This window comes from Cellulomonas fimi (assembly GCF_028583725.1).
In the GTDB taxonomy this organism is placed as follows: domain Bacteria; phylum Actinomycetota; class Actinomycetes; order Actinomycetales; family Cellulomonadaceae; genus Cellulomonas; species Cellulomonas fimi_B.
On the sequence record NZ_CP110680.1, the window covers coordinates 3321310 to 3335354 of the forward strand.

At 73.7% G+C, this 14045-nt stretch carries 16 protein-coding genes; 1 reads left to right on the forward strand and 15 read right to left on the reverse strand.

Annotation, left to right across the window (positions count from 1 at the left end; genetic code table 11):
- From atpA to OOT42_RS14985, 12 genes are all read right to left on the reverse strand, one after another.
- Positions 1-1629 (reverse strand): F0F1 ATP synthase subunit alpha, encoded by a 1629-nt coding sequence (atpA, locus tag OOT42_RS14930; RefSeq protein WP_273651965.1) that lies wholly within the window; start codon positions 1627-1629, stop codon positions 1-3.
- Positions 1630-1707: 78 nt separating this feature from the next.
- Positions 1708-2520: a F0F1 ATP synthase subunit delta gene (locus tag OOT42_RS14935; RefSeq protein WP_273651966.1), complete on the reverse strand. Its 813-nt coding sequence runs from the start codon at positions 2518-2520 to the stop codon at positions 1708-1710.
- Positions 2520-3113, reverse strand: coding sequence for a F0F1 ATP synthase subunit B (locus tag OOT42_RS14940; RefSeq protein ID WP_273651967.1), 594 nt, complete (start codon positions 3111-3113; stop codon positions 2520-2522). Before OOT42_RS14940 ends, OOT42_RS14935 begins: the two co-directional genes overlap by 1 nt.
- Positions 3110-3361 carry an ATP synthase F0 subunit C gene (gene atpE, locus OOT42_RS14945; protein ID WP_013771954.1) on the reverse strand — a complete coding sequence of 84 codons (252 nt, stop codon included), beginning with the start codon at positions 3359-3361 and terminating at the stop codon, positions 3110-3112. Before atpE ends, OOT42_RS14940 begins: the two co-directional genes overlap by 4 nt.
- 95 nt (positions 3362-3456) lie before the next feature.
- A complete protein-coding gene (gene atpB / locus OOT42_RS14950) occupies positions 3457-4260 on the reverse strand; it encodes a F0F1 ATP synthase subunit A (protein WP_273651968.1) in 804 nt (267 codons plus the stop codon).
- Positions 4261-4488: 228 nt separating this feature from the next.
- Complete coding sequence (locus OOT42_RS14955) at positions 4489-4974, reverse strand: hypothetical protein (RefSeq protein ID WP_423775906.1); 486 nt, start codon at positions 4972-4974, stop codon at positions 4489-4491.
- Positions 4971-6083 (reverse strand): glycosyltransferase family 4 protein, encoded by a 1113-nt coding sequence (locus tag OOT42_RS14960; protein ID WP_273651969.1) that lies wholly within the window; start codon positions 6081-6083, stop codon positions 4971-4973. Before OOT42_RS14960 ends, OOT42_RS14955 begins: the two co-directional genes overlap by 4 nt.
- Entirely contained in the window at positions 6080-6784 is a 705-nt protein-coding gene (locus tag OOT42_RS14965) for an L-threonylcarbamoyladenylate synthase (RefSeq protein ID WP_273651970.1), read from the reverse strand. Before OOT42_RS14965 ends, OOT42_RS14960 begins: the two co-directional genes overlap by 4 nt.
- A complete protein-coding gene (gene prmC / locus OOT42_RS14970) occupies positions 6781-7746 on the reverse strand; it encodes a peptide chain release factor N(5)-glutamine methyltransferase (protein ID WP_273651971.1) in 966 nt (321 codons plus the stop codon). Before prmC ends, OOT42_RS14965 begins: the two co-directional genes overlap by 4 nt.
- Positions 7743-8840, reverse strand: coding sequence for a peptide chain release factor 1 (prfA, locus tag OOT42_RS14975; protein WP_273651972.1), 1098 nt, complete (start codon positions 8838-8840; stop codon positions 7743-7745). Before prfA ends, prmC begins: the two co-directional genes overlap by 4 nt.
- A 137-nt stretch (positions 8841-8977) precedes the next feature.
- Positions 8978-9193 (reverse strand): 50S ribosomal protein L31, encoded by a 216-nt coding sequence (gene rpmE, locus OOT42_RS14980; RefSeq protein WP_273651973.1) that lies wholly within the window; start codon positions 9191-9193, stop codon positions 8978-8980.
- 129 nt (positions 9194-9322) lie between these two features.
- Positions 9323-9706 (reverse strand): META domain-containing protein, encoded by a 384-nt coding sequence (locus OOT42_RS14985; protein WP_273651974.1) that lies wholly within the window; start codon positions 9704-9706, stop codon positions 9323-9325.
- A 220-nt stretch (positions 9707-9926) separates the two neighbouring features.
- Here OOT42_RS14985 and OOT42_RS14990 point away from each other — a divergent pair, with 220 nt between their 5' ends.
- A complete protein-coding gene (locus tag OOT42_RS14990; protein WP_273651975.1) occupies positions 9927-10109 on the forward strand; it encodes a hypothetical protein in 183 nt (60 codons plus the stop codon).
- Between the two features lie 6 nt (positions 10110-10115).
- Here OOT42_RS14990 and OOT42_RS14995 read toward each other — a convergent pair whose 3' ends face one another.
- From OOT42_RS14995 to thrB, 3 genes are all read right to left on the reverse strand, one after another.
- Positions 10116-10463 carry a TfoX/Sxy family protein gene (locus OOT42_RS14995; RefSeq protein WP_273651976.1) on the reverse strand — a complete coding sequence of 116 codons (348 nt, stop codon included), beginning with the start codon at positions 10461-10463 and terminating at the stop codon, positions 10116-10118.
- A 254-nt stretch (positions 10464-10717) separates the two neighbouring features.
- The gene (rho, locus tag OOT42_RS15000; RefSeq protein WP_273651977.1) at positions 10718-12784 is read right to left on the reverse strand and encodes a transcription termination factor Rho; all 2067 of its coding nucleotides are present in this window, start codon (positions 12782-12784) and stop codon (positions 10718-10720) included.
- 276 nt (positions 12785-13060) lie between these two features.
- A complete protein-coding gene (thrB, locus tag OOT42_RS15005) occupies positions 13061-14044 on the reverse strand; it encodes a homoserine kinase (protein ID WP_273651978.1) in 984 nt (327 codons plus the stop codon).
- Position 14045 lies beyond the last annotated feature (1 nt).

Sequence of the window (14045 nt, forward strand, 5' to 3'; positions counted from 1 at the left end):
TCAGGCCTTCTTCTGCCGGACGATCTGCTCCTGCTCGACCTCGACGTCCTCGGCGTCGTCCGCCCCGCCGACGAGCGGCGTGCCGTCGCCCTTGAGGAAGCCGTTGCGGAACTCGTCGACCGCGCTCGACAGGGCCGACTCGGTCTCGTCGTCGAGCTTGCCCGTCGACGCGATCGTGGTCAGCACCTCGGTGTTGCGGCGCAGGTGGTCGATCAGCTCGGACTCGAAGCGGCGCACGTCCTCGACCGGGACGTCGTCGAGCTTGCCCTTCGTGCCCGCCCAGATCGACGCGACCTGGTCCTCGACCGCGAACGGCGAGTACTGGCCCTGCTTGAGCAGCTCGGTCAGACGCGCACCACGCGCGAGCTGGGCGCGGGACGTCGCGTCGAGGTCGGACGCGAACATCGCGAACGCCTCGAGCGAGCGGAACTGCGCCAGGTCGAGCTTGAGCGTGCCGGAGACCGACTTCATCGCCTTGACCTGCGCGGCACCACCGACGCGGGACACCGAGATGCCGACGTCGACCGCGGGACGCTGGTCGGCGTTGAACAGGTCGGACTGGAGGAAGATCTGGCCGTCCGTGATGGAGATGACGTTCGTCGGGATGTACGCCGAGACGTCGTTGGCCTTGGTCTCGATGATCGGCAGACCGGTCATCGAGCCGGCGCCCAGCTCGTCGGAGAGCTTCGCGCAACGCTCCAGCAGGCGGGAGTGCAGGTAGAAGACGTCGCCGGGGTACGCCTCGCGGCCCGGCGGGCGGCGCAGCAGCAGCGACACGGCGCGGTACGCCTCGGCCTGCTTCGACAGGTCGTCGAACACGATGAGGACGTGCTTGCCGCCGTACATCCAGTGCTGGCCGATGGCCGAGCCGGTGTAGGGCGCGAGGTACTTGAAGCCCGCCGGGTCGGACGCCGGGGCCGCGACGATCGTCGTGTACTCCAGGGCGCCGGCCTCCTCGAGGGCGGCGCGGACCGACGCGATCGTCGAGCCCTTCTGGCCGATCGCGACGTAGATGCAGCGGACCTGCTTGGTCACGTCGCCCGAGTCCCAGTTGGCCTTCTGGTTGATGATCGTGTCGATCGCGATGGCCGTCTTGCCGGTCTGGCGGTCGCCGATGATGAGCTGACGCTGGCCGCGCCCGATCGGGATCATCGAGTCGATGGCCTTGATGCCGGTCTGCAGCGGCTCGTGGACCGACTTGCGGGCCATGACACCGGGGGCCTGCAGCTCGAGGGCGCGGCGGCCCTCGGTCGCGATCTCGCCGAGACCGTCGATCGGCTGGCCGAGCGGGTCGACGACGCGGCCCAGGTAGCCGTCGCCGACGGGCACCGAGAGCACCTCGCCGGTCCGGCGGACCTCCTGGCCCTCCTCGATGCCGGTGAACTCGCCGAGGACGACGACACCGATCTCGCGGACGTCGAGGTTCAGCGCGAGGCCGAGCGTCCCGTCCTCGAAGCGCAGCAGCTCGTTCGCCATGGCGCCCGGAAGACCCTCGACCTGCGCGATGCCGTCGCCGGCGAGCGTGACGCGGCCGACCTCTTCGGACACCGCACCGGTCGGCTCGTACGTCTTCACGAAGCTGTCCAGCGCGGCCCGGATCTCCTCCGGCCGGATCGTCAGCTCAGCCATTGTTCCTTCTCCTCATCGGACGCACGCGGTGCGTGCGGTCTCACAGGTCATGGGTGCACTCGCGGGGGCGGGCACCGGTCAGCTGGCAAGTCGTCGTCGGGCGTCGGCGAGACGCGCCAGCACGGTCGCGTCCACGACCTGAGGGCCGACCTGCACACGCAGGCCACCGAGCACGTTCGGGTCGAGCACCACGTTGAGCTGCACGACGTGCCCGTAGGCACGCTCGAGGATCTCGACGAGCCGGTCACGCTGGGCATCGGTCAGCGGCGTCGCGGTCGAGACCGTCGCGACCTCCCGCTGCCGGCGGGCCGCGATGAGGTCCGAGAGGTGGCCGAGCGCCGGCACGTAGCGGCGGCCGCGCGGTGCGGCGGCGAGCCGCTTCGCGAGCGTCGCGGTCACCGGCGACGTGCGCCCGGCGAGGATGTCCTCGACGAGCTTCGCGCGGGCCGCGGCGGGCACCGTCGTGTCGAACAGCGTGCGGCGCACCTCGCGCTGCCCGGCGAGCGCACGGGAGAAGCGGAACAGCTCCTCCTCGACGCGCGCCAGGGACCCGTCGACCTCGGCCGTGGCGAGCACCGCGTGGAACGCGAGGTGCTCGGCCGCGTCGGTCAGGTCCGCGTCGGCCGACCACCGGGAACGGACGAGCCCCTGGGCCGCCTCGACGACGCGCGGGTCCGCGGCCGCGAGCAGCCGCCCGACGAGCCCGGCCTTGGCGTCACCGTCGATCGACGGGTCCGCCAGCGTCCGGCGCAGCGAGCCGGAGGAGTCCAGCGCGTCGACCAGGGCGAACAGCTGCTCGCCGAGCTCCGACGACTGCGCACCGGCAGCGTCGAGGACCGGCTCCCACCGCTCCTCCGCCGCCGCCAGCGACGCCCGACTCGTCCCGCGCATCAGTTCCCCTTACCTGCGTCCGCCGTGCTGGCGGTGTTGGCGGCGAGCTCGTCGAGGAACCGGTCGACGACGCGCGACTGGCGCACCTCGTCCTCCAGGGCCTCGCCGACGATCTTCGACGCGAGCTCCGTCGCGAGTGCCCCGACGTCCTGCTTGAGCTGGACGGCGGCCTGCTGACGCTCGGCCTCGATCTGGCGGTGCGCCGTGTCGGTGATGCGCGCGGCCTCCTCGGAGGCCTTGGTGCGCGCCTCGGCGACGATCTGGCTGCCCTCGCCGCGTGCCTCCTCGCGGATGCGCGCGGCCTCGGTGCGAGCCTCCTGGAGCTGCGCCTGGTACTCGTCGCGAGCCGCGGCGGCCTCGGCCTGCGCGAGCTCGGCCTTCTCCAGGCCGCCCTCGATCTTCGCGGTGCGCTCGTCGAGGATCCGGGTGAACGTCGGGAGCGCGTACTTGTAGAACGCGATCGCGATGATCAGCAGGACGACGGCGGACCAGAAGATGTCGTACGGAGCGGGGATGATCAGGTCGATGCCCTGAACTTCCTCGGTCCCTTCCGCGGCCGTCACGAAGGCCGCGGGGAGCGCGGCGAGGCTCACGGGAAGAGGAAGCCCGTGATGAGGCCGAGGAGGCCGAGGACCTCGACGAAGCCGATACCGATGAACATCGTCGTGCGCAGCTGGCCGGCGACCTCGGGCTGGCGGGCGATGCCCTCGATCGTCTTGCCGATGAGGATGCCCAGACCGATACCGGGGCCGATGACGGCGAGGCCGTAGCCGACGGTCGCGATGTTGCCCGAGACGGCGTCCGCCGCCGCGAGGATGGTGCTGGTGTCCGCAAGAGCCACGGTTGCTCGTTCCTTCCGTTGGGTACCCGGCCGGTCGGCCGGCTACTCGATCGTGGGGTGAGGACCGCGGGGGCCCTCGGGGGTGGGGACGACGGTCAGTGTTCCTCTTCGACCGACAGGCTGATGTAGACGGCCGTCAGGACGACGAAGATGTACGCCTGCAGGGCCGCGACGAACGCCTCGAACAGCGTCATCGCGAGGCCCGCGGTGAACGTGAGGGCGCCGAACGCCTTCATGGCGGGCGCGGCCTCGAAGATGAAGTACTGCGTGGCCGAGAAGCAGAGCACCAGCATGAGGTGCCCGGCGACCATGTTGGCCATGAGTCGGATCGCCAGCGTGGCGGGCCGGATCACGAAGACCGTGAGGAACTCGATCGGCGTCAGCAGCACGTACATGAAGGCCGGGACGCCCGGGGGGAACAGGCTCGCCTTGAGGAAGCCGCCCACGCCGTGTGCCTTGACGCCGGCGCCGAGGTACATGACGTAGACCCACAGCGCGAGGACGACCGGCAGGCCGATCAGCGCGGTCCCGGCGATGTTGATGCCGGGGATGATGCCCGTGATGTTGAACGCGAGGATCGCGAAGAACAGCGTCGTGAGCAGCGGCACGTACTTGCGCGCCCGCTCCTTGCCGAGGATCTCCTCGGCGACGTTGACCCGCACGAAGTCGAGCAGCAGCTCGATCACGTTCTGGAAGCGGCCCGGGACCAGCGTGGCGCGGCGCGCGGCGACGATCATGACGACCACCAGCGCGATCGCCACGAGGAACCGGACGAGCTCGATCCGGTTGATCTCGAAGAGCGTGCCCTCGAACAGGACCGGCGGCGGGAAGAAGTCGGTGATCGACGGCGCATGGAATCCGCCGCTCTCGCCCTCGTGCGTGGCGAACGGCGCGATCATCGCGAGGCTGGACAGAGCGAGCTCCTGGTGGTCGTGATGTCGCGCCCCGCCCGCGTCGTCGTGGGCATGCGAGCGGCACCTGGCCGTCATGGATGGCAGGAAGCCTAACCTATGAATCCGGCGCTCCTGCACCGTCGTCCGCCCTCTCGGGGGGACCTTCGACCCATCCGGCGGAGCACCGTCGGACGGGGCGTCCGGGCCGCCGTCGGGACGGCACCGGGGCGGGCGTCAGGAGGACGGCTCGACGTACGGGACGCGCCCGCGCGACACCGCCCGGTAGTCGAGGTACGCCGACCCGAGGACGCCGGCCGCGAGCACCGCGGCGAGCACGCCCTTGGAGTAGAAGTCCAGGTCGCGGATGAGCGCCAGGACGACGATCACGACGATCACCTTGCCGAGCCACGCGCCCATGACGACCGCCGCCATCTTCTGCGGCGACGAGTGCGACGTCGCGAGCATCGACACGACCGTGGTCCCCGAGAAGACGAGCGCGAGCCCGACGCCGATGAGCGCGCCCCACACGCCGGGCAGGCCCGCGACGAGCCAGCCGACGCCGACGCCGACCACCGTGAGCGCGCCGAGCAGCAGCAGCGTGTCGCGCAGCGCGGTGCGGAACACGGCGTCCGCCGCGGCGCCGCTGGTGCCGGGCTTCCGGGCCGGGGTGGTCGGGGCGGGCTCGGGGACGTCGGGGCGGTCGGCCGGGTCGGTCGTCACGGTGTCTCCAGGGGTGGGGCGGGGGTCCGGTCACGGAGCGGACCGAGGGTGAGGAGCGTCGCGACCAGCACGCCGACGCCGAAGGCCACGAGGACGGCCGTCGTCGACCAGACGACGAGCGCGGCGACGCCGAACGCGAAGACGCTCGTCCAGACGTACATGATCGCGACCGAGCGCCGGTGCGAGTGGCCGAGCGCGAGCAGCCGGTGGTGCAGGTGCATGCGGTCCGGGTGGAACGGCGACTTGCCCTGGCCGACGCGGCGCAGCACGGCGAGCGCCATGTCGAGCAGCGGCAGCAGGAGCACGGCGAACGGCAGCAGCATCGGCAGGTAGGCGGGGAACTTCTGCCGGTCCATGACGCTCTCGAGCTCGATCTGGCCGGTGATGACGATCGCGGCGGCCGAGATCACGAAGCCCAGGAGCATCGACCCGGAGTCGCCCATGAAGATGCGCGCCGGGTACAGGTTGTGCGGCAGGAAGCCCAGGCAGGCGCCGACCAGGACGGCCAGCACGAGCGTCGCGAGGCTCGCGTAGTCGTCGCGGCGGACGTCGACGATGAGCTGGTACGAGTAGAGGAAGAACGCGGCGCCACCGATCGCGAGCACGCCCGCCGCCAGCCCGTCGAGGCCGTCGACGAAGTTCACCGCGTTCATCGCGACGACCACGGTGAGGATCGTCAGCACCACCCACGTGCGGTTCGACAGCAGCGTCGTGCCGGCGATCGGCAGCTGGTAGAGGATGACGCCCTGCCAGGTGAGGAACCCGGCGGCGAGCACCTGCCCGATGAGCTTGGTCAGCCAGTCGAGGTCCCAGATGTCGTCCGCGACGCCCAGCGCGACGACGAGCGCCGCGCCCCCGACGATGCCGACGATGGGGTGCGGGTTGTCGTACACGCCCGCGAGGAACGGCATCCGGCTCGAGATCAGCAGCGCCACGAGGATGCCGGCGAACATCGCCATCCCGCCGAGCCGCGGCGTCGGGATCGCGTGCACGTCGCGCGTGCGGACGGCGGTGATCGCGCCCCAGCGCAGCGCGCACCAGCGCGCGAGCGGCGTCATGAGGAAGGTGACCGCGGCCGCGACGAACAGCGCCAGGAGGTAGACCCTCACGGGCCGGGCTCCGCGGGCGGTGCGGGCGGCTCGGCGGGGGCCGCGTCCGCGGGCGGTGCGGGCGGCTCGACCGGCGCGACCTCGGCGAGCTGCTCGAGCGTGAGCGCACCGGCCCGCACGAGCCGCAGCGTCGGGCCGGTCGCGTCGACGATCGTGGACGCGACCTGGCCGGGCGCGTCGCCCGCGTCGAGGTAGACGGCCACGGCGTCGCCGAGCTGGTCGAACGCGTCCTGCGCGGTGACGGCCGCCGGCGAGCCGGTCCTGTTCGCGCTCGACACGGCCATCGGGCCGGTCCGGCGCAGCAGCGCGAGGGCGCTCGGGTGGTCGGGGACGCGCAGCGCGACCGTGCCGTGGGTCTCCCCCAGGTCCCACGCGAGCGACGGCTGGGCGCGCACGATGAGCGTGAGCCCGCCGGGCCAGAACGCCTCCGCGAGCGCGCGGGCCTCCGCCGGGACGTCGGTGGCGAGGCCGTCGAGCGTGCGGACGTCGGGCATGAGCACGGGCGGCGGCATCTGCCGGCCGCGGCCCTTGGCGTCGAGCAGCGCCTGCACGGCCCGGGGGGTGAACGCGTCGGCACCGATGCCGTAGACGGTGTCCGTCGGCAGCACGACGAGGGCGCCGCGGGAGACCGCGGCCACCGCCTCGTCGATCGCGGGACCCCAGGTGGACGGATCGGACGCCGGCTGGATGCGCTCGCTCACGAGGGGGAGTCTCCCACGTCCGGCTGTCCCTCCTGGACGCCCCGGGCCGAGGTCGCGGGACGGTCCGCGGCACCCCCGGCCGGGGTCCGGCGGGCGACGAGCATGCGGGGTCGACCGGTGAGGTCGGGCCGGGTCGCGACGTCGACGAAGCCGCCCGTCGCGACGGCGACCGCGCGCGCGGCGGCGTCCTGCACCTCGGCGTGCTCCATGACGAGGAGCCCGCCCGGCCGCAGCAGCCGCAGCGCCGCGTCGACGACCGCGCGCGGCACGTCGAGGCCGTCGGCGCCGCCGCCGTACAGCGCGAGGTCCGGGTCGTGGTCGCGGACCTCGGGGTCGACCGGCTCGGCGTCCGGCGGGATGTACGGCGGGTTGGAGACGACGACGTCGACCGTCCCGGCGAGGTCGTCGAGCACCGCGGGGTCGCGCACGTCGCCGGCCTCGACCCGCACGTCGGCGCCGGCGGCGGCCGCGTTGCGGCGGGTGAGGGCCACGGCGGCGGGCGAGGCGTCGACGGCGGCGACCCGGCTCGCCGGCACCTCGGTGGCGACGGCGAGCCCGAGCCCGCCCGCGCCGCAGCACAGGTCGACGACGACCGGCGCGGGGCCCGTGGCGGCGAGGCGCGCGGCCTCGTCGACGGCGACCTGCGCGACGACCTCCGTCTCCGGCCGCGGCACGAACACGCCGGGCTCGACGTGCAGGGTCAGCCAGCGGAACGTCGTCGTGCCGACGATGTGCTGCAGCGGCTCACGGCGGCGGCGACGGTCGACGAGCAGCGCGTACGCCTCGGCGAAGCCGTCGGGGACGGGCGGCGCGAGGACGAGGTCGAGGCGGTCGAGGCCGAGCGCGTGCGCGGCCAGCGCGGTCGCGTCGACCCGCGGCGACGGCACGCCGGCCTCGGCGAGCACCCGGGTCGCGCCGTCGACGAGCGCCCGCAGGCCCGGCGCGGGCGGTGCGCCCGTCACGACGCCCCCGCCTCACCGGCCGACGCGAGCCGCGCGGCCTCGTCGGCATCGATCGCGGACTGCACGACGGCACCGAGGTCGCCGCCGAGCACGGCGTCGAGGTTGTACGCCTTGTAGCCGGTGCGGTGGTCCGCGATCCGGTTCTCGGGGAAGTTGTAGGTGCGGATCCGCTCGGACCGGTCGACGGTGCGGACCTGCGAGCGGCGGGCCTCCGACGCGGCGGCCGCCGCCTCCTCCTGGCGCGCCGCGAGGAGCCGGGCGCGCAGCACGCGCATCGCCTGCTCGCGGTTCTGCAGCTGGGACTTCTCGTTCTGCATCGACACGACGATGCCGGTCGGCAGGTGCGTGATGCGGACCGCGGAGTCGGTCGTGTTGACGGACTGCCCGCCGGGCCCCGACGAGCGGTAGACGTCGATGCGCAGGTCGTTCGGGTCGATCTCGACCTCGCCCTCGTCCTCCGCCTCGGGGAGCACGAGCACGCCCGCGGCCGACGTGTGGATCCGGCCCTGCGACTCGGTGACGGGGACGCGCTGGACGCGGTGCACGCCGCCCTCGTACTTCAGGTGCGCCCACACGCCGTCCTCGGGGGCGACGGCGCCGCGTGCCTTGACCGACAGGTGCACGTCCTTGAAGCCGCCGAGGTCCGACTCGGTCGACTCCAGCACCTGCGTCTGCCAGCCCATGCGCTCGGCGTAGCGCGTGTACATCCGCAGCAGGTCGCCCGCGAACAGCGCGGACTCCTCCCCGCCCTCGCCGGCCTTGATCTCGAGGATGACGTCGCGCGCGTCGTCGGGGTCGCGCGGGACCAGCACGTCGCGCAGCCGGGCCTCGGCCGTGCGGGCGGCCTCCCGCAGCCCCGGCAGCTCGGCGGCGAACGCGTCGTCGACCTCGGCGAGCTCGGCCGCGGCCTCGGCGTCGTCGGCGGCCGCACGCCAGGCGCGGTACGCCTGCGCCACGCGCCCGAGCTCGGCGTACCGGCGGCCGAGCCGACGCGCGAGACCCGCGTCGGCGTGCACGGCCGGGTCGGCGAGCTGCGCCTCGATCTGCGCGTGCTCGTCGAGCAGGGGCTGCGCGGCGGCGTACGCCTCGCTCATGGGTGGCTTCCTCCTGCGGCGACCGGTGACGTGCCCGGCGCGGGGGGTCGGGCGCACAAAGCAGCAGCGCCGGTGCCGGTGCGGACACTGCCATGGAGGGCAGTCGTCCGCGGCCGGGCACCGGCGCTGCGGAGGTGCTAGTTGGCCGACTTCTTGCCGTAGCGGGCCTCGAACCGGGCCACGCGGCCACCGGTGTCGAGGATCTTCTGCTTGCCCGTGTAGAACGGGTGGCAGGCGCTGCAGACGTCGGCGTGGATCTTGCCGCTCGTCACGGTGGAGCGCGTGACGAAGGTGTTGCCGCAGGTGCACGTGACCTCGGTGACCACGTACTCCGGGTGGATGTCAGACTTCACAGGGCTTCTCCTTGTTGGGGTGTCCCCGGGTCCCGGCGCGCTGCGCGCACGGGTGAACCGCAGACCAACAGTCGATTGTGCCAGAACGTCGCCGGCCCTCGAAATCTTCCCCGTCGGACGCCGCGCCCGTCAGGTCCCCCGGGTGAGCGTGCCGATCTGCTCGCCCGAGCCGTCGTAGAGGACCAGCTCGTCGCCCTCGACCTCGCCCATGGTCGCCGACGACAGCCAGTCGTCGACGCCCTCGCACGCCATCTGCGTGACCGCGAACTCGCCGAACGTGACGTCCTGGTCCTCGCCCTCGGACCACGTGCCGGTCATGCGGTTGCACCCGTCGGTGCCCGAGACCGTACCGTCCTCGTCGATGACCAGCTGCGGCTGACCCTCGGCGTCCTCGCCCCACGTGCCGACCGCGTCCGCGGGCTCCTCGCCCGCCGCGCACGCCACGAGCGCCGCTGCCGCCACGACCAGACCGATGACGCCCCCTGCCGGACGCCCCCACCCGTACCGGTTCATACCGGGCACGCTAGCAGCGGGCGCACCGTCCCGCCCGGGCGGGCGGGCGGAGGCGACCGACCCGTTCGGAGCAGTCGCGTCGTCGCAGGTGAACGCGGCACCGACGGGGAAATCTCACATCGTGGATTTGACCCGGTCGCCCCTGGCGAGACCCGCGCGGCGCCGCGACGGGCCGGGGACGATGGGACGCACGAGCACTCTCACGAGGAGCTGAGCACCAATGACGGTGTGCCTGCACGTCTTCCGCGGCGACCCCGACGGCAAGACCCCTGTCCCCGGTACCTCCACGCTGCGCACGGCGACCTGCGTCCGCTGCGGCCGGCGTCGCACCTACCAGCAGCGCTGGCCCGGTCGCGACCGCGTCCCGAGCGCCGCGCCCGACGCCTTCACGCCGCGGACCTGACGGCCGTCAGCCCTCCGCGCCGGGCTTCGGCGGGAGCGAGCGCGCGTGGTCGACGCCCGCGTCGACCCACTGCGCGAGATCGGCGTCGTCCTCGACGGCCGAGGGCTCGACGAGCAGCCAGCCGGTGGCGTGCCTGCCGTTCATCTCGAACGGCTTCGTCCCCGGCTCGGCGAGGAGGCGGGCGGTCTCGTCCGGGGGGACGCGGACCATGACCGCGCCCTGGCGCCCGCTCACGCCGACGGCCATGTGACCGCCGACGAGGAACGCGACCCCGCCGAACATCCGCCGCTCGACGACGGGCACCCGCGCCCCGACCAGCACGCGCACCCGCCCGGCCAGCACCTCGTCGACCATCGCGCTCCCCCTCCGGCGAGGCGTCCCGTGCACGGGCGGACCGACGACCGGCGCCCTGCTGCCCCGACGGCTCAGTCTGCCGCGCCCGGCACCTCGACGTCCCGTCCCCGGAGCAGGTGCGTGCGTGACCGCGGCCCGCGCCCTCCGCGCACCCTGCGCCAGGTCGGCGGCGACCTCCCCGCCCCTCGCCGCCCCCCGGACGACGACGGCCCCGCCTCCCTCGTCGGGAGCGCGGGGCCGTCGTGCGCGGGGCGTCAGACCGTGCGGCCGACCTCGCCGTCGCCGATCGGACCGCCGGGCGTCGTCTTCTGCACCTGGAGCAGGAACTCGACGTTCGACTTGGTCTCGCGGAGCTTGCCGATGAGCAGCTCGATCGCCTGCTGCTGGTCGAGCGCACCCATGACACGGCGGAGCTTGTAGATGATCTTCAGCTCGTCCTGCGACATGAGGATCTCCTCGCGGCGCGTGCCCGACGCGTTGACGTCGACGGCCGGGAAGATCCGCTTGTCCGCGAGCGACCGGGAGAGCCGGAGCTCCATGTTCCCGGTGCCCTTGAACTCCTCGAAGATGACCTCGTCCATCTTGGAGCCGGTCTCGACGAGCGCCGACGCGAGGATGGTGAGCGAGCCACCGTTCTCGATGTTGCGCGCGGCACCGAAGAAGCGCTTCGGCGGGTAGAGCGCGGACGCGTCGACACCACCGGACAGGATGCGGCCCGACGCCGGCGCCGCCAGGTTGTAGGCGCGCGACAGACGGGTCAGCGAGTCCAGCAGCACGACGACGTCCTGGCCGAGCTCGACCAGGCGCTTGGCCCGCTCGATCGCGAGCTCCGCGACGATCGTGTGGTCGGAGGCGGGGCGGTCGAACGTCGAGGCGATGACCTCGCCCTTGACCGTCCGCTCCATGTCCGTGACCTCCTCGGGGCGCTCGTCGACGAGCACGACCATGAGGTGGACCTCGGGGTTGTTCGCGGTGATCGCGTTCGCGATCTGCTGCATGACGATCGTCTTGCCGGCCTTGGGCGGCGCGACGATGAGGCCGCGCTGGCCCTTGCCGATCGGCGCGACGATGTCGATCACGCGGGGCGTCAGGCGCGTCGGCTCCGTCTCGAGCCGCAGGCGCTCCTGCGGGTAGAGCGGCGTCAGCTTGGTGAACTCGGCCCGGTTGCGCGCCTCCTCGGGCGCCATGCCGTTGACCGTGTCCAGACGCACGAGCGCGTTGAACTTGCTCGGCCGGTTGCCCTGCGGCGGCTGCTCGCCCTCGCGGGGCTGGCGGACGGCACCGGTGATCGCGTCGCCGCGGCGCAGGCCGGACTTCTTCACCTGGTTGAGCGACACGTACACGTCGTTCGCGCCGGGGAGGTAGCCCGACGTCCGGACGAACGCGTACGAGTCGAGGACGTCGAGGATGCCCGCGACGGGCAGGAGGACGTCGTCCTCGGTGACCTCGATGTCGTCGAGGCCCGACACGTCGGGCTGGCCGCCACGGCCGCGGCGGCCCTTGCGGTCCCGGTCGCGGTAGCGGTCGCGCGAACGACGGCGGCGACCGCCGCGCTCGTCGTCGTCCGGACCGAACTGGTCCCGGTTCTGGTTCTGGTTGCCCTGGCGGTTGCCGCCCTGCTGGCCCTGGCCCTGCTGGCCCTGACCCTGCGGCGCCTGCTGCTGGCCGCCCTGCTGACGGTTCTCGTCGTCGCGGCGCTGGTCCTCCGGGGCCCCCTGGCCCCGGCCGGAGCGGCGCGAGCGGCGCTCGCCCTGCACGGCGTCGGTCGCCCGAGCGGCACGGTCGTCACGCGACTCCGCCGGGGCGAGGCGCGCGTCGAGCGCGGCCTCCAGACCGGCGAGCGCGTCCTGGCGCGGGCGCTCCTGCTCGCGGTCGCCGCGCGGCTCGCGGTCGGCACGGGGCTCGCGCTCGGCGCGGGACTCGCGCTCGGCACGCGGCTCGCGCTCGGCACGGGGCGCGCGCTCGGCGCGCGGCTGGTCGTCGCCCTGCTCACGGGCCGGCTCGCGCTCGGCGGCGGGGGCTGCGGCGGTCTCCTCCGGCGCGGCAGCCTGCGGCGCACGGCGGCGACGCTCCCGCGCGGGCGGGGCGTCGGCCACGGCGACCGACTCGGTGCGGCGCGGCTCGTCGAGCGCACGGGACCGGTTGCCCCCACGGGCGGCGTTGATCGCCTCGACCAGGTCGCCCTTGCGCATCTTCGAGGTGCCCTTGACGCCGAGCTCGGACGCGAGCGCCTGCAGCTCGGGCAGGCGCAGCGCGGTGATCGAGCCGGCGCGGGCGGACCCGCCGGAGGTCGTCACGGCGGGATCGATGGTGTCTGTCACGAAGGACCCTTCCCCTCGTCGGTGGCCCACCCCACGGGGACGGGGTGCGGCCGGGCCCCGGTCAGACGACCGGGGACGGTGATGGAGCGGCACGGCGCGTACGACGACGTCTGCGACATCTGCGCGCGTGGGCTGGAGCGCTCCCGGGGGGTCGACTCGAGGGAATCGCCCGGGCGACGATCGGCGCGGGCGGTCCGGAGGACGAGGTCCGGGGAACGCGTCGATGCTATCACTGTCGGTTCGGCCCGGTGCCCGCGTCAGCAGGGGTGTCGCGGTTCACCCGATCGGGCGGCCCGCCGGCACGCGCTCCGCACGAGCGCCCTCGGTGTCGACCGTCAGCGGCAGGATGCGCCAGCCACCCATGACACCGCCGAACGCGGCGGTGAGGGCGTCGTCGGCGTCCGTCCGTCCACGCACAACACCGTCGGGGCCCGTCGTCTTCCCGGTGCGACGCGCGAGGGCGAGAACCGTCGGCCCCGCGCCCGACACGACGGCGGCGACACCGGCGGCCCGGAGCGCGTCGACGAGGGCCAGCGAGTCGCGCATGACGGCGCGGCGCTGCTGCTGGTGGAGGCGGTCCTCGGTCGCCGGGAGCAGCAGGTCCGGGCGCCGTCCGAGCGCCTCGACGAGCAGCGCGGCACGCCCCGCCTGGAACGCGGCGTCGGCGTGCGGGACGGTCGCGGGCAGGACGCCACGGGCGGCCTTGGTCGACAGGTGGGTGCCTGGCACGACGGCGACGGGCACGACGTCGTCGTGCACCGCGATCCGCGCGGCCTGCACCGCACCCGTCCCGGTGTCGCTCCACGCGACGGTCGCGCCGCCCAGCAGCGCGGGCGCCGCGTTGTCCGGGTGGCCCTCCATCGCCGTGGCCAGCGCGAGCGCGGTGTCGTCGTCGAGCGCGTCGGGGTCGGCGACGAGCGCACGCGCCGCGACGATCCCCGCGACGACCGCCGCGGCCGACGAGCCGAGGCCGCGACCGTGCGGGATCGCGTTGCGGCAGGTCAGGTGCAGGCCCGTCAGCGGGGCGCCGACGTGGTCGAGCGCGGTGCGGAGCGCCTGCACGACGAGGTGCCGCTCGTCGTCGGGCACCTCCCCCGCGCCTTCGCCGGTCACCTCGACCGTGACGCCGGGCGTGCCGAGCGCACGGACCTCGAGCTCGTCGTGCAGCGTGAGCGCGACGCCCAGGGCGTCGAACCCCGGGCCGAGGTTGGCGCTCGTCGCGGGGACGCGGACGCGGACGTGGTCCGCACCCAGGCGCATC